The following is a 20730-nucleotide window of genomic DNA, read 5'->3' as shown; positions in this document are numbered from 1 at the left end:
TTATAATTTCACTTTGGTTAGCAATATTTCAGAGCAAATCCGGTTACCATCCCTGGAAAGGGTTTCTCCGTCGGGGTTGGGGAGTGCGATGGTGGCGTAGCTTACATTTCTGAAAGCCTGTGTGAGCGGATAAGGTTGTTTACTGATGATGACCTTTTTCATGCCCACGGGTACCGGTTCAATGTTGTCCCAGGTGGCATCTGTGCCAGGTGGCTCTCCTTTCTGCAGATAGTACTTCCAGTAGGTAGTTCTGTTGAGGAAGCGCAGGTCGAATACCGGCGGATCCGGCAGGGGCAGGGTATTATCTGCATGCATCAACCGGAATGCAGGATCTGCAGTGTACAGTACCAGGTCCAGTACGCCCCAGGCATTGGGTTGATAGAGCTGTGGATTCAGGTATACGGTATATGAACGCTGGTAGTCATTATCACCAACTACCGTCAACGTATATACGCCATTAGCTACCGGTACCTGGTTGTTGCCTGTGGAGAAGTCCAGTTGTAGTTGATCCAGGCCAGCTGCCTCCTGTGCCGCTATCGTTTTGATAACGGCACCGTTTTGCAGCAGCTGAAAAGTAGCAAGGGTAATACCCGGCTTATCAAAGGTATAGGTAAAACGGAGTGGCAGCAATATGCGGTCGTATTCACTGATACAGTGGTAATCCTGTGGCAGGGTTGTCCAACCGGTAGCGGCAGTGCTGGTGCGGGTAATGGCCTGTGAGAGCACCCCGTTTATCAGGGCGGTTTCTCCCATTTCATAGGTATGGCCTTCTATGATGTCGCGGGTAGCGGCAGCCAGGGAAGGATATACTTTACCGGCTGAAAGCTGATCATTGGTGAAGTAAAAATTGGCCGGCAGTACCGGATTGATACGGACATTGCTACGTGTTACCAGTGCTGCATTTTTTAACCGGATGGTAAATTGTAAGCGCAACGTGGTGCTTACCGGCGCTTCCGGCCGCAGGGTATTTCCGGTGCCTGGTGTAGTAGCGATGCCTATAATCAATCCGGTGGCTATCTGACGGTATAGGATTTTATTACCATGCAACACTGCTGCCGTAGCAGGTAATGGTTCAATCGTCACTTCTTCCATCAGCGGATATTGCCGGTCCAGTAACAGCTGTAGGATTTTAGCTGTTTTATCTTCCGGTGACAACCCGTAAAAGATGCTGCTTTCCTCATCGAGATAATAGCTATGCAACAAATTAACGGTTGCCAGTCGCCTGTATGTGATTTGAAATGCCATAATAATAAATACTGGCTATAGATGAATAGTATGGTGTTTCGGGGTGTTGTATCAGGGGAAATAGATACTGTCTTTTGATTGAATTTCTTCGATAACGGTACCTAATCCGATGGTTCTGTTTTCGGTGATTTTCACCAGTCTTATTTTATAGAGTGCAGAAGGCATTTGTTTACCTCCCAGTGCGCCCCACAAGTGATTCAGTTGTTCGAAGGAAAGCGAAAACAACTCCAGGTTCAAACGTAGTTCGCTCACGTCAGGGGTGTTTTGCAGCGGCAGGTCGGGAGAGTTTTTCATCGTAAAAACATTCTTACCCTGAAAGAACTGTATCACCTGCGACAGCCGCGTGAGTGAATGTTCATAGTTCGTATAGTGTGCCGACACCAGCATGTACAGATTCAGGTATATAGGCGGATGCTGATATACGATACCTTGTACATTCCTGACGTAATGCGTGGTATTTTTCAGCGTTGCTTCTTCCTCAATATTCACCATACTGAGTATAATTTTTTCTTCTGCACCGGGCGGTCTGTCCGGTGTTTCCAGTGTTGCAACGTTGTCGAGTACCACATGTCCTTCGGGATCGTTCCCCATAGGATTAAATGACTGGATATACGCGTCCAGCTGGTCTCTCAGTAGTCTAAAAGCCGTGAAAATCATTGTTGATGATTTTAATACAGATCATGTTGTCCGTAAAATGTATTGACAGGGGGGCCTGTTACCGGCACTTTTATGCGCAGTAAGGGGCAAATCATAGGTATAGGGCATTAAGTGCCTTACATCAAACAAACAATCTGATCTTTAAATGGAATACAGCACACAGTAGGCCTATTGGTATCTATACATGATACCGGATGCTTCGGTTAAAGTGTAACAAATCACACTCATTAAGCATGTCATAGGGAGATACTGGTTAACTATGACGATTAATTTTATTGAAATTTACAACGGAAAAATGCTATCTATTAAATCCTGGGGTACATTACTTCTACTTCTTTGAGGTGCTTCATCTGTGCTAATCTTTGTACTTTTTTTGGAGTTGCTAAACTGTTACTATAGTGGAATAAAGCTAAAGAATAATTCGGAAATAAAAAATTATTCAATCCTGATTTAGAAAATTACGTAGAAATACGGAAGAGGGAAATTACTACCTACAAAACGGGTATAACATAGTCATTATCTGTCTATATCATACCCGTTAAACGTTCTCTTTTTATTGCATTTAATTTAATCCTACTGCTATAGGACGCGCCTCATTCCTGCGGCGACAATTCGCTACAACTATCTCCAGCAAAGGGATTGACAGTATGATCAGAAACGTAATCAATACGCCCTGCTGCAAGCCTTTTAAGAAATAATCCGTCTGCAACAACAGCACCTTCACAAAGAAACCGGCACTCACTATTTCGCTGACCTGCGTCTGTAACAATGCATGGCTGATAGTGGGCGCCACGCCCAATTTCTCTTTCAGTATTTTACGGATTTGTTTTTTAACAAACGTGGCCACACCTTTTCCCATCATCCTGTTCTGTACAAAATTGATTAACTGCCCTTGTACACCAGGTTTTGCCGCCTGCTCACTTAACGTACTACCGTATACGTTATACACGACCGTACTTACGGTATCGATCAGCTGACTTCCTGTGAGATGTTCCATCCCGTTTTCTCCGGAACCCGACCCGGTTAAAAGCGACTGCAAAGCCGCTGTCGTTTCTTTTTCTATCCCAGCGGGAAACTGTTGCGCATAATTACCTGCATGGCTTTTAATATCCTGGCGCAGGCTATGGAAGAAACCCCATTTAAAGCCGAAGAAAGCAGCCAGCAATGGCAATACTATAAAATAGGAATAAGCGATCCATTTCATGACCGGGGAAGCCCGGTATACCAGTATAAACCGGCGTAACAGAATAATAAGCACCAGCATGGCAGCAAAGGAAAGCAGGCCGCTGATAACAGCGCCGGCTACAAACCGGGAAGGATTGGTAAACTGTCCGGCAAAATGAAAGTATTCAACAATGGTTTTCATAGATACGTTAATTTGGATAAACAGGTGGAACGTGAAATATTAAAAACGGATACCACAGCACATCATAACGGTGACCTATATACGATTATGAACAAATTCCTCCGGGAATGCAGCCTATGCTATACTGTCATTCCCGGAGGGATTTGCTTATCTTCCGGCATAGCAGACAATACTGCGGGCTTTTACTGCACGCGGATCTTCATCACTACCTTCTTCACAGCTACCGGATCAGTTACTTTGATATTAGGCATATGCAGGTCTTCCGGAAAGAACACGGCAAACATCCCCTGTTGCAGTTTAGAGAAAAATGCCGGCGTTTCAGCAAACAACATGTAGTCATCCGCTTCATCATATGCGCGGGAAGGTTGTTTGTCCTGCTTAAAATCATGGCCAATCAACTCCTCCCCTTTTACGATATACTGTACATCTATATACTTTTTATGGGATTCCATCTGCTCACCGGTAGTGGCAATGGTATCGTATTCGTTGACGATCGCAAAAATATCGTCGCCCGCTACTGCATACTTCCCTTTTTCCAGGGTTGTAAAATCGGTTTGTGTCAGGTATTCAAAAGCCCTGACAAATGCAGGCCCCAATCCATAATAAAGGGGGGCGTTCTGTAGTGTATCGAGTATCATGATGTATATAAAATAAATAAATCTGAGTAGCAAGATACTCAGAAAATATAATTAACCTACTGCATCCTGGCAAAACGGCCCCCCGCATGTTCACCATAGCGATTCCTATTTTATCATGCCGGCTCCGGTGTAGCAGCAGGCCTACTCCACACCGGCTGGTATCTTCCTGTTATTCCCGGGCACCAGCAGACACTAAAAAGCCCCGCCGGTTACCGATGATAACCAGCGGGGCTTTCCACCTATAAAAGTGCGTTTATCTCGGTTCCAGCAGATAGGGTTTCACGGCTGCTTCCCAGATAGCATATCCTTTCCGGTTCATGTGCAGCATATCCCCTACAAACAGTTCTTTCCGCGGCCGTTTGCTTTTATCCAGCATCAGGGAATACAGGTCCAGGAACCGGGTATTTTGTTCGCCGGCCAGAAAACCTGCAATCAGTTTGTTGGCTGCCTGTGCTTTTTCAAAGAAACGTTCCCTCACCGGGCTGGGTTTAATGGAAATATACACAATCGGCACTACCGGCAGTTTAGCGCGGATGCAGGCATACAGGTTTTTAAACCGTGCCAGCACACTGTCGGCCGTAGTGACTTCATCCGGCAAGTCATTTTCACCGGCATAGATGATGATCTGACGGGGATGATAAGGGAAGATGATGTCTTCCGCAAAGTAAGTGACATCGTTTAATTCCGCGCCGCCAAAGCCCCGGTTCAATACTACATAATGACTGAATACTCTTTCCAGGTCATCCCATTTCCGGATAGAGGAGCTACCAATAAAAAGGATGGGATTTTCCGGCGGTGCATAGATTTTATCATAGTTGCGGATCGTTCCGATGTCTTCCTGATAGCTATGCTGGGTCTGTGCCTGCAATACATTGAAAAAGCCTGCTGTCAGCAGTAAAAAGAACGCAAAACATTTATTCATGGCTGTTACTTCATTATCCTGTTTATGCCGGATACGGTTGCTATCCGGCCGGAAAGATTTAATATACCCGTTTCATCATGACATCCCGTTGTACCGATGTACCGAGGGTGAAATAATGTTCATCAAAAGGAACAAATCCGTTTTTTTCATAGAAGCGCATCGCCCGTTGGTTATTTTCCCATACCCCCAGCCAGCTGTATGCGCAACCCTGTTCCGCACCTGCCTGAATCGCCTTGTCCAGTAACAGCTGTCCCACCCCTTTGCCTAACCAGGCGGCCGCCACATAAATCCGCTCCACTTCCATCCCCGTAGCTTCCTTCAGCTCTGTCTGGGCAGTATTAAAATTGACTTTCAGATAGCCGGCAGGGTTACCCTCCTCCAGAACGAACCAGAACCGGGAATCCGGGTTTGCCAGCTCCTGTTGTAATTTAGCAGTAGTAAAAGCCCGATCCAGGTAGTCCTGCATATCTTCGGGTGTATTATGTTGCCGGAATGTTTCTTCAAAGGTTTGTGTGGCCAATACCTGCAACGCAGTCACATCTGCGGTCGTCAGCGCTTTAAATGTAATATGGGTCATTGTAAAATCCTGTTTTATCCTACCAACCCGATAAAGATAACTTTTCTGCAGGGCATTACACAGTCCGGATGAAGGGATTAAAATTTCCGCTCCTGGAAAGGTAACCCCTGTCCTTCTTCACAATAGGATTTCAGGCTGAATAAAAACATGGCCCAGTTATAATTGCAATACCGGTAAAAGGTCGTCAGTTCCCGCCAATATAAATGCCGCAGTAAAACGGTTGTCACCCCGTTTTTTTCCGACAATTCAAAAGTAACCTGGGTACCTACCCATTCCGGATCTGACGCGATACATTCCCACCAGATTCTTTTGTTTTCCACCAACTCCAGTATCTTCATCCGGGTGGCATAGTTATCATTAAAATCAAATGTATTGACAAAACCTACCCGCGGTTCTACCTCCAGTTTATTTGTCCATACTGCTGCCAGGCCGGCAGCGGTGGTCAGTACTTCATAGACTTTTCCTATCGGAGCTTTCAGATAATTAATGTGTTCAATATTTTCCATTGGTAAATTTTTCGGGTAAACAGTTATATGATGATATGGTGGTTATGTTGTCTGTACCGGTTAGCTGGCATGCCGGTTATTGGATGAATGACAGTATTTTCCGGTTATGCAGCTGCTCTAATTTACCGCTTTCTATGGTAATCCTGTTTTATTTTTCCATTGATTTTTGCAGACAACAGCCTATCCTTTACCAGCAGCTGTTATGCTGCTATATAACTGCTATGGCAGACATACTGACGGGTCACATCATTGTATTAAAAACCGTATTTTTGCGCTTTGCGAACCATGCCCGGAATACCATTTTGTTAATACCCGGCTTCACTTTATCTAATAATTATCACACATGAATAATTGGGTTGAAACCATTGCCAACGATATTACCGCTACTGTAAAATCCCTGCTGGAAAAGATGCTGCAGAAAAACCTGGAAGACATCACCGGCAGAACTACCCTGCAGATCGGCGTATATGATACTATTTTCTTCAAATATGTTGCAGGTAAAGTCAAAGGCTATACGGAGGAATGGAACAGTAGCCGGCCGGACCTGCTCACGGAAGGTACCCTTATAGATCCGATGCCTTCACAGGCAGCGATCACATCGGAATTATTGCCTTATCTGCAATCGCAGCTACAGGAGCTGATAGCTACCTGCGACCACCATCCGGTACTGGAATACCGGTTCCGCATCAGCGGTACCATTCAGGCGGCAGATGGTATCTGCAGAGTGGTGGTACTGGATCATATCAATACCAATAAAAAAGCGACGCTGCTGAAAAGAATAACGGAATATGTCACCCATAAAATTGATGAACTGAATTATCCTACGAGAGACCTGGACACCCATTTTCTGGCCAGGCACCTGGTAGATAACCGGCTCTATCCTACCCCCGACATTCCCTGGATCATCCGCATTTTTGACCGGATACAGGAACTGAATAAAAACAACCGGGAGAAACTGGCCGCACACCGGCAGGCAATCCGGTATCAGCTGCAGCAATGGGCAGAAAATACCTTTCTGCCCGTTTACTTCGACATCACGCCGCTTAACTTCGGTCAGAAAACCTATCAGCTGAAAACAGGCGCCCAGGCAGCGAATGACCCGCAAACAGACCTGCTCATTTACACGGCGGTGATGATCATCAAATATGAACCTAACTACAGCCGCCCAACCGGCATCGGTTTTATGGAAAGAGCGCAGGAACTGGGCAGCACACGTGCCGCAGCTATCCTGCAACACGGCAGCGAAAGTTTTCTGCCGGCAGACCGGCAATACAGCGACGAGCATCTTACCGCGGCAGCCAATGATATCTTTGGGACCGTTCATCTTACTATAAAAAAAGAAAGTGCCATCGCCTACAGCGAAGCACTGGACTTCATCATCCGCTTATTACAAAAAGGCTTTCCGCTCAGCTATGCCATCAAGCTGAAATCGGCCACTAAAAATGTATTGCCGCTAAAAGGTATTGGCAAATCAGGTACACATATTTTCTTTGCCAATGCCCTGCAATATCCGGAGCTGCACGAAAAAACAGCACAATATGCCCGCCTGGCTATACGGGAGCAGTATGAATGGTATACGGATGTAGAGGCGGAACAATGCGCCATGCCCGGCACCTATGCCGTATTCGGACTGGCCCTGGCCTCCCCTGAATGGTTCCCTTTACTCACGGAATACATGGCGGTAGTAGATGCGGAACATCAGTCTGTACAAAATGCTTTCATCGGCCGTTTCATAGAACAATACGGCATCGACGCCTCCACTATTCCAGTACTGGTACTTTGCCTGCTACGGGCACAGGACAACAAACCCTTTAAGCAGCTGGCAGCGATAGACACGCCGCCTTATCTGGAAATATTACTGCCCCTGCTGCAGGGTATGGAATCATACGAAGTGGAACATGTAGCCTGGTTTATCTGGGGCGGCAAAGATAAACTGACTACTGTCGCCAAAAAACATCCTGACCGGCAAACCTATCTGGAAGCCATTCTGAAGATGATCGGCTAAAAAACAAAGCACCTCAACGGATACGTCTATCCGTTGAGGTGGCCCAGCTTTGTAACCGTTACTTTAACGGTTGCTCACACACCGATGTTTGGTGACACCCGCCGCCCCGCGAAAATGCGAAACGCAGCAGTATTATATTTACGGCAATAAATGCCACGATCACCGTAATGGTCGCTATTTTAGTCCATTTTGTCAGGCCTGGCTTTTTTGAAAAGCCGCCGAAAACATACCCGATAATAAATACCATAGAGGCGCCAAACAAGACCCTCAACAGCATCAGTAATGCAAATCCCATGATCCAGAATTTTAGCGGTTTACTTATTTATATTTCTCCAACAAACGCAGGTCTTCTGCTTTTCCCCAATGGGGCGTAATACCCGTAGCAGGCACTTTCTCCAGCAGCTGCAGGCTTTGCGTAGCCAGCTGCCGGCCCAGTTGTTTATCGCCGCCCCATAACCGGGGAGTATTACACTTCACCCATGCTTCCAGGTACAAGGTTCTGGGATTGGCAGCATCCAGCTGTTTAGCCTGTTGCATGACCTGTTGCGACAAGGTGCCGAACTTACGCCCGTAAGTCATGGGATTGATGAATACCCGCGTACGGTATACCATGCTTAACACAGTATATATCTCTGCCAGCTCCTTTTTGTGTGTTGCCGTATCCAGCAGGGATATGGCTTTCTTTGCCTGTTCTTCTCCCCGCAGGCTATAAGGCTCTATCTTTTCGCCATCGTCCTGATACAGAAAGCCAATCTGCGCATTGCATAAGGCAGCGTAATAATAAGGCAGCCAGCCAGCCTTCGGCGTAGCAGCGATATGGAGGAATGTTTTTTCCAGCGCCTCATAATCCGCCGCGGTTTTGGTACCATCCAGGCGGGCAACGGCATCCAGCATTTCAGCACCCTGTGCCACCGCTGCCATTTGCCCACCCAATACTGCTATCAGCAGTAACATCAATACTTTTTTCATGTTGTTTTGTTTTTAATTTTAAGCAGTGATCTATAAATTATTATTTAGAAAATCGTCTGTCCGGTCTATTCCCAGGCTGATGAAAACCCCCACGAAGAAACTACGGGTAGCCGGCAGCGTTACCGGCACTTTGTTTTGTCCGTTTACACTGTAGCGGTATCCGAATACCTGTTCCGTTCCCAGCAGGTTATTGACCCCCAATGCTATTCCGGAGAAGTCCTTTCTTTTCCAGTGTTTGAAAAAGGAAGTCAGGTAGGCTACGTGCAGGTTCACTACGCTGTATCCTTTGGTCGTTCCTTCATCCGCCACATATGTATGGCCGGGGGCATCATACCGGATATCGTAATAAGGCCGGCCGGCTGCCAGGGCATAGGATACATTCACGTTGGTGCTGATGGCCCGGAAAAATTTCTTTACAGCTACCGTAGCCGTATGCGGTGCGGCAAAAGCCGGGCGCAGGCTATAGGGATAATCGGCAAAATCCCGTTTGGTATCCAGGTAGGTGTAGGTGACCCAGTAGTCGAGATCCCGTATGGATTTTTTATCCCGCCAGAACAGCTCTATCCCCTGCGCATAGCCGTTACCGTTATTACTCAGTGCCGGTGTTGTTTTCACCAGGTTGGCATACTGTTTATAATAGGCCTCTACGCGGAAAAAGCGGTTACTGAATCGTTGCGTGTAATTCAGGATATAGTGGGTGGCCGCTGAAAACGCTGGCAGCTCCGGCTTGTACAGCCATTCCGCTGCCGGTTGCTGGTAGAAAATGCCATAGGCCAGGTTGAACTGCCCTCCGTGCGGCAACCGGTAAGCCAGGCTGATACGGGGTGCGGTGACTGCCTGCCGCAACAGGGCGGCATATTCCATACGCACGCCTGCTTTGGCCGCCAGGCGGCGCGTGAGGTAAATATCTGCTTCTGCAAAAACGGCGGTCAGCTGATCGGTAAACCCTTTTGCACTATCGTTGGATACACTTTTTTCCCGTGTATAAAAATGTTCCGCGCCCCATCGCAATACCGGGCCGGCAGGGAAAAAATGGGTGAGCACCAGTCTTGCCTGGGCGAAGTGCGTTTGGGTGCCGGTGGCCCTGTTTTTACCGGCATACGGTACGGTGGGCAGTACGACCCGTTGGCCGGCGGTCGTTTGCAGGGATGTATTTTCCTCGTTCTGGTTATAGGTGTAGGCAGCTCCGGCCTCTATCTTCCAGTTATCTGCCAGATAGCTGCGGTAACTGAGGTTGTTGTAAATATTTTGTCCTTTTACCTGCCAGGCAGCTCGTAAAGCCAGGCTGTCGATATCCGGATTTTTCGTCCCCACATCGCTGCTGCTCCAATTGGTATAGAACTTCAGCATGCCCCGCCTGCCTGTTTTCAGGCGAAAGTTGGCCGTACCATCGAGATAGCGGGGACCGCTGAAGTAATCTGGTTGCTGAGGGATGATTTTATTGTATAATGCCTGGTTGCTGTAGCTCAGGTTTACGCCATAACTGCTGCGGTTATTACGGGCAAGGTGTTGCCATCCTGCCCCCAGGTTGGCCGGAAAAATGCTGAAAGAAGCGGAAGTTTTTTCCGGCAGGTCTACACTCTCCAATATCAGGGCGCTGCTCATCGCGGAGCCATACAAAGCAGAATATCCGCCGGAACTGAACAATATACCTTTAAACAGAAAGGGATTTACGCGGGCATATTGCGTAATACCAGGTACCGACGGATAGTTGGGGTATTTCAGCAGGGTTCCGTCTATGAATTGTTTGGTTTCATCGCTGGTGCCGCCTCTCACAAAAAGGCCTTCCTGTTCACCGATTTGCTGGGCTCCCGGCAGGGAACGCAGCGCCTGGGTAATATCGGCATAGCTACCGGCTACGGTTACCGCGTCAATAGGTGTCAATGCCGCGCCTTTGGCTTTATCGCTGGCTTCAAAGGTACCGGCATTCACGACTACTTCCTGTAAGGCACGTGGGTCTGATGGTAATACAATCGCCAACACCAGGGTGGTATCTGCCAGCAGAATGGTTTGCTTAAAAGAACGATAGCCAATAGCGGAAACAGACAGTTGCTGTTTGCCATGCGCACCGGTTTCCAGGGCGAAAGCGCCGGAAACATCGGCTGTGGTACCACCGCCCGTGGCCGGCAGCGTGATGCTGGCTCCTGTTATTGCCTCCCCTTTGCTGTTTTTAACCGTACCGGTGATTTTGTATTGTGCAACAGCCAGCTGACTGCAACAGAGTATACAAAGTAGTGGCCAGCCAAAAGATACCATCGTGTTTTTCATGACCTGTACTATCATTTACAGGCAAAACTATCCGGAAATGGGACCGCTTTTTTACAGAATAGACAACAGGGGAAAGTGTCGCGACAACACCGGAAATTGTGGGTCATCAGTGCGCAGGCTACTGTAGCAGCCGCGTAACATTTTCTTTATAAAATTCACTGACAGGAATATCGAGGGTACCGATAGATACAAAGTCACGCTTGATACGGGTTACTTTGCGGGCGGCTACCAGAAAGGATTTATGGGTACGAATAAATGCCGGCGGCGGCAATTTTTCTTCGATGGCTTTGAGGCTCATACGGGTCAGCACCGGATGGGGCTGACCGGATAAATAGATTTTGATATAATCTTTTAGTCCCTCCACATATTCCACATCTGCCACTACTATTTTCACCTGCGTATATTCCACATACACGAAAAAATCAGGTATCTCAGGAGTAGTGGTTGTAACACCCCGTTGCAACCGCAGCAAATCATTCGCGCGATTACAGGCTTTGAGGAATCTTTCAAATGTAAAGGGTTTCAGCAGGTAGTCTACCGCCTGCAGGTTAAATCCTTCCAGGGCATATTGTTCATAGGCAGTCACAAAAATCACCAGGGGTGGTTGCGACAGGGATTGTACTAACTGTAATCCGCTTAAACGGGGCATTTGTATATCCAGAAACAGGAGATCGATGGAACCGGCTTGTAATGCCTCGCAGGTTTCCATGGCATTCCGGCAGGTTTTTATCAGCTGCAGGAAAGGCACTTCACGAATGTAGTCTTCCAACAATTCGCGCACCAGCTGTTCATCATCGGTGGCAATACAACGTATCATGTTAATATCATGGTTAAAGCTACGTGAAACACCGGATAATCATCGCGTACGACCAGTGTATATTTATTTTTGTAGAGCAGATCCAGCCGGGACTGTACGTTCGCCAGGCCGATGCCGGAGCTTTCGTCTGCACTGGCTGCTGCTGCTTTGGCATACCGGTTGCCTACTTCAAATATCAACCGGTTATCCTTAATGGCTATACGAATGGTGATATGCGGCTGTAAAGCGCCGGCCGTACCATGTTTAAAAGCATTCTCCACAAAAGGAATCAGCAACATCGGTTCAATTGTATACGCCTCTGCTGCGGCATTTGCAGCGGTAAAATACTCAATTTCTATATCACTCCGGAACCGCAGCCGCTGTAACTCTATGTAAGAATTGAGATACCCCAGTTCTTTGGTCAGCGGCACCTTTTCCCAGCGCGCGTCATAAATCATATAACGCAGGAGCTCCGACAGCATGATCAGTGCAGGTTCCAGCTGATCAGACTTTTTTCGGGCCAGGGCTACCAGGTTGGTCAGCACATTAAACAGGAAATGCGGGCTGATTTGCGAACGCAGGAATTTTAGTTCTGAAGCCAATTGGGCTGTTTTCTTTTCTTTCTGATCTCTTTCCTGCCGGATCCTATCCGTTACTTTACAGTATATGAAACTGATAACAAATACGACAATGGAAGGCGCAAATACAAACCGATAGGCAATCGGATCTTTTAATACATCCGGATACCAGGCCGACAGCAGGTAATATTTCAGCTGAAAGGAACCGATGATCAGTACCGCTGTAAGGAAGAGGTATAACCACCACCAACGCCGGTTCAGGAATGTTGGATACAACCAGCCGGCATGGCCGTAAAAGATGCCCATGTGAATGATGCCCGTTACAGTGAAGAACGGCCCGGGCACAGGACCTATTTTATACTGATTACCTGCCGAAGCAACAAAGTAAGGCAATAACAACAGGCTGCTCCAGATCAGTACGTGAAGCGAAACAATAATATAGCGGGATGTACGCATGGCTCTCATCAGCAATAAAGCTAGGCATTTACGATGAATCAACCGGACATGTATATACCAAACGGGAATTTCCTGCTACAAAACCTGCGGTTATCACGCAGTAAGATGATCAGCGGGTACTAAAATATGCAGATATTGTTTATTTTCGCCGGTAAATAATTATACCGGATATGCACACCCGTCACCTCTTCATTTTATCTAACACACCTCCGCCTTCCTATACTATTCTGCAGGCATAAACACCCGTCAGATCAGCTATACGGAGATTTCCCCGGAAGGCGCATACGTCTGTTTATTTTTTGTTGCCCATGGCTAACAAAGCGGGTCTTGATGAGTATGCCTGAATGTAATGCGGGAGATGTTAAAGTTTCCCGATTGTTCCCGTTTTAAGCAGCCTTTAATTATCATGACTAAATATATTTTACTGGTATTTGCCGGAGCATGCAGCTTTGGTATTCTCTCCACTTTTGTTAAACTTTCCTACCGGTCCGGTTATACCGCCGCTGAAATATCCGGTTCCCAGGCTTTTACGGGCATGCTGGTGCTTTGGCTACTCTACCTGTTGCTGGAACGAAAAAAAGTGCCGCAGCAGGTTCCTAAGCGGCAGTACTGGCAAATGCTGCTGACCGGCGCCACCATCGGCATCACTACCTTTGTTTATTATCTTTCTGTTCATTGGATACCGGCATCGGTGGCCATTGTGCTGATGATGCAGTTCAGCTGGATCGGCTTATTGCTGGAATGGATTTTCTTCCGGCAAAAACCGCAACCGGTTCAATTGCTGGCGATTTTACTGATATTAGCCGGTACAGCGCTGGCCAGTGGATTTTCATTTACACACCTGCCGGCATTACCGCTCATCGGTGTGCTCACGGCCTTTGGTTCCGGGGTTTTATATGCGGTATATATTGTGGCCAATGGCCGGATCCGGCATGACCTGCCGTTGTTCAAACGCAGTGCGCTGATGATGACCGGTTCCGCAGCGGCTATTTTTCTTGTCAACAGTCCGGCCCTGATACATAGTACCCATGCAGATGCCGGTTTGCTGAAATGGGCCTTATTTCTCTCGTTCTTTGGCACCATCATTCCGCCTGTGCTTTTTTCAAAAGGCATTCCGAAGATCGGTGCTACCATGAGTGCTATTATTATGACAGTAGAGCTCCCGGTAGCCGTATTGTGTGCACATTTTATTTTACACGAACCCATTGCACCCCTGCAATGGGCCGGTATCGCGCTGATGTTGTTGTCGATTGCACTGGTGAACCTACGGCGAAAACAACCGGCCGCCGGTGAAGGATAAAAATTAGGGTATGTTTTTTACAGGCAGGTCATCTCCGGAGATGACCTGCCTATTTTTTTTCCTGCCTTTTTTGTTTCGGAATGACAGCAGTTGCTTCTATTTCCACCCATACATCTTCCCGGAAAAGTTTACTGACTTCCACGGCTGTACTGGCAGGTGGTTGCTGGGTATTAATAAAGGCATCCCGCACTTTCCTTACTGCCTGAATCTGCGAAATATCGGTTAAAAAATAACCCAGCTTCACAATATCATGCATCGTACCGCCGGCAGCTTCTACTGCCGTTTTTATATTGGTAAATGTTTGCCGGAGCTGCAGGGTCATATCTCCTTTTCCCACCAGATTTCCTTGCTGATCCAATGGTACCTGGCCTGAAAAGATGACCATTACCGCCTGTCCCAGGTCTATTTCCACAAACTGGGAATAGCCTGCCGGCGACGGGTTACGAAATTTTATCATAGCAGTTGAAGGGGATGTTTGTGCAAAACTATTAATGGTAAAACAAAGCAAGCATAAGGTTAAATAATTTTTCATATACTTTTTGAAGATCAATTTACGATTTAAAAGCACAGTTACAGTATCTCTTACACATTACCTTATTGTGATCAGGGTATCGTAACTACTACCTAATTACTGGCAAAAATCTTATGTTTGTATCTACTTAACTGAAAGCCATATGATACAGATAGGTGTTCTGCTTACCCATCAGTACAAACTCTTAAGTCTGGCTGCTATGCTGGAAGTTTTTGAAACGGTCAACAAACTTTATCAGCAAAGTGGCGAAACGATCCCCTACAACATTCAAATACTTTATGCCAGCGAATTTCCACCTACTGATGCTGCTCCTTTTTTCGGTCATGCCATACAGCCGATGCAGACAGCGGAACTACAAAACCTGATACTCATTCCTTCCTTTACCACGGAAGACATGTCGCAAACCATTGCCGCCAACCGGGTATTCATTCCCTGGCTGGCCGAACAGTATCAGGCCGGTGCGGAAATAGCCAGCTTTTGTACGGGCGCCTTTTTGCTGGGTGCAACCGGTCTGCTGAACGGCCGGGTAGCCACTACGCACGTAGATGCCTGTCCTGCTTTTGCAGCGTTGTTTCCGGCAGTACAGCTGCGGCCCGACAAAACCGTTACCCAGGATGGCAGGCTGTATACCAGCGGTGGCGCCACCTCACTGTTTCACCTGTTGCTGCATCTCATACAACTGCATTGCGGAAAGAGTATGGCCATCAGAACGGCTAAAATATTTGCGATCGACATGGACCGGGACAAACAATCCTATTTCAGTACGTTCCAGCCTTCCCGGAATCACAGTGACCTGCTCGTGGCCACTGCCCAGCAAAAGATAGAAAGCAGCTACCACGATAAAGGTACCATTGAAGAAATGATCAAGGATATTCCGTCGAGCAGAAGAAATATTGTGCGGAGATTTAAGCAGGTAACGGGCATCACCCCGATCGAATACCTGCAGCAGACCCGTATGGAAGCCGCCAAAAAAATGCTGGAACAAACCGATTTGCAAATGACGGAAGTCATTATCAATTCCGGCTACAACGACCTGAAAGCCTTCCGGAAAGTGTTTCGTAAAACCGTAGGCATGACTCCCTCCGAATATCGGGATAAGTTTAACATCACTAAATAAAAAAACGGCGCTTTTCAGATCATGCTGAAAAGCGCCGTTTCTATATACTTCTACTGTTATTGCATCATTATCTTTTCTGTCTGCTTCTCTCCTTTTGTATTGGTAAGGGTAATAAAGTAAACACCTTGTGGCAATGATACGGTTTGTTTAGAGATGCCGGAAGGCACACCCCACGTTTTATGCTGCACTTCTTTTCCATTCAGATCCGTAATTAGCAATCGCAGGGGTTGTTCTTTCCAGCTGTTGATTTCCAGCTGAAAGGTATTCCCACTGGCCGGATTCGGATATGCCCGGTAGGAGAAGGAAGCCGCGCCATTTTTAGCCTCGCTGATATTTTGCATTTCTGCTAACGGAGACGCTGCTACGACGTTGAAGGTATCACGCAGACACTGGCCACTGGCTGTAGCATTATCGGTTACCGTAAACACTGTGGTACCGGCCGACGGTGTAACCGTAATGGAACGGGTGGTAGCACCGGTATTCCATTGATACTTACCGATCCATGATGCAGTGAGTGTCAACGGCTGACCCGGCGTTACCGGCAGGGTTGTTTTTTTGTTGGCATCTTTCACGATGGTGAACTGATCTTTGATGGTTTTATCTGCTGCCACAAATTTCGCATCCAGGCGGCTGCCTTCCACTTCCAATACCAGGGAACCACCGGTAGTGGCATTGGCGTAATAGCTGATGGCATGTGGGAAAGAAGAAGACGTACCTCCTACCTGTCCGGCAGATCCGGCCACTACGTATATGGTACCATGATCGGTTTTAGCCGATGTGGTTACATAGGGACAGGAGTTTGCAGAACCATCATATTTAGCACTGCTGTTGCTCAGGGCATGCTGAGAAAAAGAGAACGTATTCTCCAGACCAAAATGACCATGAATCAGGAAAGAACGCTCATAGTCATGGCTATGGCCATTCAGGATGAGATCTACTCCATAACGCTCCAGGATACGGATCAGATTTTTACGTACAGATACCAGCTCACTTTCTGAATCGGAATTATGACTACCCATGGTATACGGAGGATGATGCCAGTAGGCAATGGTCCATTTACGCGTATTGGCTGCCAGGTCTTTTTTCAACCAGATGACCTGTGCACTGGAAGTATCATAAAACCGTTTGCTGCTCTCTTTTCCATAGGAATCGAGGCTGATGAAGTGAATATCGCCGTAATCAAAAGAATAGTATTCTTCTTTTCCGGAAGCCAGGCCACCACATTCTCCGTTTTTCGGCAAACTGAAGTTAGCCAGGTACGGAATGTTGTGGTCATCCTGCCGGGTGGAGTTATTATCGTAATCGTGGTTGCCCGGTGAAGGGAACAACAGGATATTTTTCAGCAGGTTGTCTTTATAGATATTAAAGAAGTTGGTCTGAAACTCTGCATCCTTACCGTCGTCATAGGCATTATCCCCGAGGAGCAGCCACACATCGGTATGGTTGGCGCCCACATAATTGAGGTAAGCGTCTCTTACATTTTTCTGATTGGTAGAATTATTACCGCAATCCCCATAGGCAGCGATCCGTATTTTACGCGGCGTGTTGGTCAATGGCGCCGTATTAAAGTAGTTTTTTTCGCCGGCTTCAATAACGCCTGCGGAAGTACCCACACTGTAGTAGTATTTGGTATCCGGCTGCAATCCGGTAATCCGGACTTCATGTTCCGTTACTACATCTGTATGTACCACACTGTCGGTGAGGTTACCCAACACTGTGCCGTACTTTACTTTACCATTGGCGGCAATGCCGGTACGCCAGCGAACAGATACCGCGGTTTGATTACCCATCTGCAGATAAGGGCCACGGCTGATTACCGGCAGGTTGCTGCTGGAACTGCCTTTCACCTGCAGGTCGAAGGAAATATCGCTGCTGCTTTTATCTGACTGGTGAATTTCCACGGCAATGGTATTACTACCTTCCACGAAATTGCCGGCATTAAGGGTCGCTGTCTGGATATCATCTCCATCATCACTGGCGTCGCTGGCCAGTGTGGTATAAGATACCGTACCGGAAGAGATGTTATCTCTTTTTACTTCCGTACCATTTACATAAATAACAATTCCATCATCACGCAGGTATTCCAATATGAAATTATTGTAATTATTTACGCCTGTGATGTTGAAGGTTTTTCTGAAATAGGTGGTCACATACTTACTGGAAGAACTGCTGCCATAGCTGACTACCGTAGCTTCGTCGCCATCGCCGTAACCCAGCTTTCCGGGACCGGACTTCCAGGATCCATCATTGAAGGAAACTGCGCGCCAGGAAGTACCTTGATTGGAACCATTATCCAGGTATTTCCAGGAAGATCCGAACGGTAGAAGTGTGGTTTGCGCCACAGTGGTCAATACAGGGCCCGCGCTAAACGCAAGTATAGCAAAGAGCTTTTTGAGTTGGGGATTCATGGGATCAGATTTAAGGTTTAGGGTGAAAATAATTTAAAAAAAACTATCTTTTAGCATTATTATCCTGATTTAATACACCCTTAAAACAAACACTATGAAAACCAGGATCATAGCTGCCTGGATCCTCTGGATGACTGCTGTTAACCTGTACTCCGCCCCCGCTCCGATCACCGGAAAAGAAGCCGGTTTACTGGAAATACAATTCCGGCAACAACTGCATACAGTTGCAGACAGTCTTGCAATGCTGCAACAGGCATTGCGTGCAAAGGCTGCACCACAGCACATCCGGCAACGATTTGCAGCCAGCAGACGAGCATATAAGCACACGGAATTTCTGATCGAATATTATTATCCGCATCTTATCCGCGTGATCAATGGTCCTGCACTTCCTTTTGCTGACGGCGAAAATTCACGGGCAGTATTGCCACCGGAAGGGTTTCAGCTGATAGAAGAAAAACTGTTCAGTGGCGGCAATAGCATTGATCATCGGCAGGTGCTGGCATTAACCACCGCATTGCGGGAACAGGTGTTATCGCTGCAGGAAGAATCCGATCCATACGGATTTATGGACCCGTATATTTTTGATGCCATGCGCTTTGAAATTTACCGGATCATTGCGTTGGGCATCAGTGGTTATGACTCCCCGATCGCTTTACATAGTATGTCCGAAGCTGCCGCCGCGCTACAAGGCGTTGCCACCGCACTGCAACTATATGCCTCCCGGCTCAACGATCCGCAACTGTTGCAACAAACGGTCAGTCGCTTTCAGGCTGCACGGGCGTATCTGTTGCAACCCACTGCATTCAATCAGTTCGACCGTTTGCATTTCATTACGCACCATGCCAATCCACTGAGTACCCTGTTACTGCAATGGCAGCAACAACTATCCCTGCAGGTACCCGCTGAACGACGCATTCTATCTCCGGATGCGCCGCATTTATTTGCCATGGCCTATTATAACGCCAATGGGTATACGCCCAACAAGGAATCGGATCCTACACCGGAAAAAACGGCGCTGGGAAAAAAGTTATTCTATGATCCGTTATTATCCGGTAACCGGCAACGTTCCTGCGCGTCGTGCCATCAGCCGGAGCGCGCCTTTACAGATGGCCTGGCCAAAAGCCCGGCGCTGGATGGCGGCGGTACCATTGCCCGTAATACGCCGACCCTGCTCAATGTGGGTTTTCAGTCGCAGTTATTCTACGACTCCCGTTCCATGTTTATAGAAAGCCAGGTAGCAGATGTGGTACACAATAAAAAAGAAATGGGTGGGTCGCTGGAACTGGCCGTACAACAATTGAAAAAGGATACGGCATATACGGCGCTTTTTGAGCGTGCCTTTAATTATACTCCTTCCGCCGTGAGTGAAGAAAATATTACCAATGCCATTGCCTCCTACCTGCGGTCGCTGACCAGCCTGGAGTCGCGGTTTGACCGTTATATGAACGGCGATACCACTACCCTGACGGCAACAGAGAAAAAAGGATTCAATATTTTTATGGGTAAAGGCAAATGCGGCACCTGTCATTTTGCACCGTTGTTCAACGGCGTGGCGCCACCTTATTTTGCAGAACCGGAATCAGAAGTGCTGGGCGTACCGGTGAACGACCACCCCAAAACCAGGCTGGATGATGATCCCGGCAAATATGTATTATACCGGGTACCGATACAACGGTATGCGTTTAAAACGCAGAGTGTACGCAATAGTATGCTGACGGCGCCTTACATGCATAACGGCGTATTTCGTACGATGGAACAGGTGATAGACTTCTACGATAAGGGAGGGGGAGCCGGGCTGGGGATTGCACCGGATAATCAGACATTACCGACAGATCAGTTACGGTTGAACCGCCAGGAAAAACAGGCGCTGATAGCGTTTATGCATTCCCTGACGGATACGACCAGCTATAAAAAGCAGACAGGATCTTATTAACCTTGTGGTACAGCAGTAGGGTCCATGTAAACAAATTCCCAGAGGTGGCCATCGAGGTCTTCAAAACCATTCTGGTACATGAAACCCTGGTCCATTGCTTCTTTAGATGAAGTAGCGCCGGCAGCCAGGGCCTGTGCGATGATGTTATCCACTTCGGCTTTGCTGTCGGCCGACAGCGATACAATTACTTCCGTAGTTTTGGTGGCATCACTGATGTCTTTTTTTGTAAAGAAACGGAAGAAGGGTTCTGTCAGGAGCATGACCAGAATGTCGTCGCTCACGATCATACATGCTGCGTTTTCATCGGAAAAATCCGGATTAAAGGTAAAACCGAGCTGCTTAAAAAATGTGGTGGATTTGTTCAGGTCTTTAACGGGAAGATTCACAAAAATTTTCTTTGCCATGTCTGTAAGTTTTTAAATTTGATACTGCAAACATAGGGTGAATCCCGCTATAC

General features: G+C 47.3%; 19 protein-coding genes. 4 read left to right on the top strand and 15 right to left on the bottom strand.

The features are described 5' to 3' along the window. The 7 genes from OL444_RS14010 to OL444_RS13980 all read right to left on the bottom strand — a co-directional run bounded on the left by OL444_RS14010 (nucleotide 1) and on the right by OL444_RS13980 (nucleotide 5911). On the bottom strand, nucleotides 1-1245 hold the full coding sequence (locus OL444_RS14010) for a hypothetical protein (RefSeq protein WP_264732490.1): 1245 nt from the start codon (nucleotides 1243-1245) through the stop codon (nucleotides 1-3). A 51-nt stretch (nucleotides 1246-1296) separates the two neighbouring features. Then, nucleotides 1297-1902 (bottom strand): Pvc16 family protein, encoded by a 606-nt coding sequence (locus OL444_RS14005; RefSeq protein ID WP_264732492.1) that lies wholly within the window; start codon nucleotides 1900-1902, stop codon nucleotides 1297-1299. A gap of 562 nt (nucleotides 1903-2464) precedes the next feature. Further along, nucleotides 2465-3268: a hypothetical protein gene (locus OL444_RS14000; protein ID WP_264732494.1), complete on the bottom strand. Its 804-nt coding sequence runs from the start codon at nucleotides 3266-3268 to the stop codon at nucleotides 2465-2467. A gap of 182 nt (nucleotides 3269-3450) precedes the next feature. Continuing rightward, nucleotides 3451-3906 carry a NanQ anomerase/TabA/YiaL family protein gene (locus OL444_RS13995; protein ID WP_264732496.1) on the bottom strand — a complete coding sequence of 152 codons (456 nt, stop codon included), beginning with the start codon at nucleotides 3904-3906 and terminating at the stop codon, nucleotides 3451-3453. A 253-nt stretch (nucleotides 3907-4159) separates the two neighbouring features. After that, nucleotides 4160-4828, bottom strand: a complete 669-nt coding sequence (locus OL444_RS13990; protein ID WP_264732498.1) for a GDSL-type esterase/lipase family protein — start codon at nucleotides 4826-4828, stop codon at nucleotides 4160-4162. 58 nt (nucleotides 4829-4886) lie between these two features. Next, nucleotides 4887-5405: a GNAT family N-acetyltransferase gene (locus OL444_RS13985; protein WP_264732500.1), complete on the bottom strand. Its 519-nt coding sequence runs from the start codon at nucleotides 5403-5405 to the stop codon at nucleotides 4887-4889. A gap of 77 nt (nucleotides 5406-5482) precedes the next feature. Further along, a complete protein-coding gene (locus tag OL444_RS13980) occupies nucleotides 5483-5911 on the bottom strand; it encodes an SRPBCC family protein (RefSeq protein ID WP_264732502.1) in 429 nt (142 codons plus the stop codon). A gap of 343 nt (nucleotides 5912-6254) precedes the next feature. Between OL444_RS13980 and OL444_RS13975 the strand changes: the two genes are divergently transcribed. After that, on the top strand, nucleotides 6255-7916 hold the full coding sequence (locus tag OL444_RS13975; protein ID WP_264732504.1) for a DUF6138 family protein: 1662 nt from the start codon (nucleotides 6255-6257) through the stop codon (nucleotides 7914-7916). Between the two features lie 58 nt (nucleotides 7917-7974). On the opposite strand, the gene OL444_RS13970 is transcribed toward OL444_RS13975, so the two are convergent. The 5 genes from OL444_RS13970 to OL444_RS13950 form a co-directional block, all read right to left on the bottom strand. Continuing rightward, the gene (locus tag OL444_RS13970) at nucleotides 7975-8211 is read right to left on the bottom strand and encodes a hypothetical protein (protein WP_264732506.1); all 237 of its coding nucleotides are present in this window, start codon (nucleotides 8209-8211) and stop codon (nucleotides 7975-7977) included. A gap of 23 nt (nucleotides 8212-8234) precedes the next feature. Continuing rightward, entirely contained in the window at nucleotides 8235-8885 is a 651-nt protein-coding gene (locus OL444_RS13965; protein WP_264732508.1) for a hypothetical protein, read from the bottom strand. 30 nt (nucleotides 8886-8915) lie between these two features. Beyond that, nucleotides 8916-11153 carry a TonB-dependent receptor gene (locus OL444_RS13960; protein ID WP_264732510.1) on the bottom strand — a complete coding sequence of 746 codons (2238 nt, stop codon included), beginning with the start codon at nucleotides 11151-11153 and terminating at the stop codon, nucleotides 8916-8918. Between the two features lie 118 nt (nucleotides 11154-11271). Further along, nucleotides 11272-11970, bottom strand: coding sequence for a LytR/AlgR family response regulator transcription factor (locus tag OL444_RS13955; protein WP_264732512.1), 699 nt, complete (start codon nucleotides 11968-11970; stop codon nucleotides 11272-11274). After that, nucleotides 11967-12983 (bottom strand): sensor histidine kinase, encoded by a 1017-nt coding sequence (locus OL444_RS13950; protein WP_264732514.1) that lies wholly within the window; start codon nucleotides 12981-12983, stop codon nucleotides 11967-11969. The genes OL444_RS13955 and OL444_RS13950 overlap by 4 nt, the downstream gene beginning before the upstream one ends. A gap of 406 nt (nucleotides 12984-13389) precedes the next feature. On the opposite strand from OL444_RS13950, the gene OL444_RS13945 reads away from it, so the two are divergent. Beyond that, nucleotides 13390-14283, top strand: coding sequence for an EamA family transporter (locus tag OL444_RS13945; RefSeq protein WP_264732516.1), 894 nt, complete (start codon nucleotides 13390-13392; stop codon nucleotides 14281-14283). A gap of 49 nt (nucleotides 14284-14332) precedes the next feature. Here the strand turns inward: OL444_RS13945 and OL444_RS13940 are convergent, their stop codons facing one another. Continuing rightward, on the bottom strand, nucleotides 14333-14740 hold the full coding sequence (locus OL444_RS13940; protein ID WP_264732518.1) for a RidA family protein: 408 nt from the start codon (nucleotides 14738-14740) through the stop codon (nucleotides 14333-14335). 217 nt (nucleotides 14741-14957) lie between these two features. Between OL444_RS13940 and OL444_RS13935 the strand changes: the two genes are divergently transcribed. Further along, a complete protein-coding gene (locus OL444_RS13935) occupies nucleotides 14958-15932 on the top strand; it encodes a GlxA family transcriptional regulator (protein WP_264732520.1) in 975 nt (324 codons plus the stop codon). Nucleotides 15933-15988: 56 nt separating this feature from the next. Here the strand turns inward: OL444_RS13935 and OL444_RS13930 are convergent, their stop codons facing one another. Continuing rightward, entirely contained in the window at nucleotides 15989-18340 is a 2352-nt protein-coding gene (locus tag OL444_RS13930) for a metallophosphoesterase (RefSeq protein ID WP_264732522.1), read from the bottom strand. 94 nt (nucleotides 18341-18434) lie between these two features. Here OL444_RS13930 and OL444_RS13925 point away from each other — a divergent pair, with 94 nt between their 5' ends. Beyond that, entirely contained in the window at nucleotides 18435-20273 is a 1839-nt protein-coding gene (locus tag OL444_RS13925) for a cytochrome c peroxidase (protein WP_264732524.1), read from the top strand. Here the strand turns inward: OL444_RS13925 and OL444_RS13920 are convergent. After that, complete coding sequence (locus tag OL444_RS13920) at nucleotides 20270-20677, bottom strand: VOC family protein (protein WP_264732526.1); 408 nt, start codon at nucleotides 20675-20677, stop codon at nucleotides 20270-20272. The two genes, OL444_RS13925 and OL444_RS13920, sit on opposite strands and share 4 nt — an antisense overlap. Between the last annotated feature and the right edge of the window lie 53 nt (nucleotides 20678-20730).

Source organism: Chitinophaga nivalis, assembly GCF_025989125.1.
In the GTDB taxonomy this organism is placed as follows: domain Bacteria; phylum Bacteroidota; class Bacteroidia; order Chitinophagales; family Chitinophagaceae; genus Chitinophaga; species Chitinophaga nivalis.
Note: the sequence above shows the minus strand (reverse complement) of the source record. Positions and strands in the feature narration are given on the sequence as shown.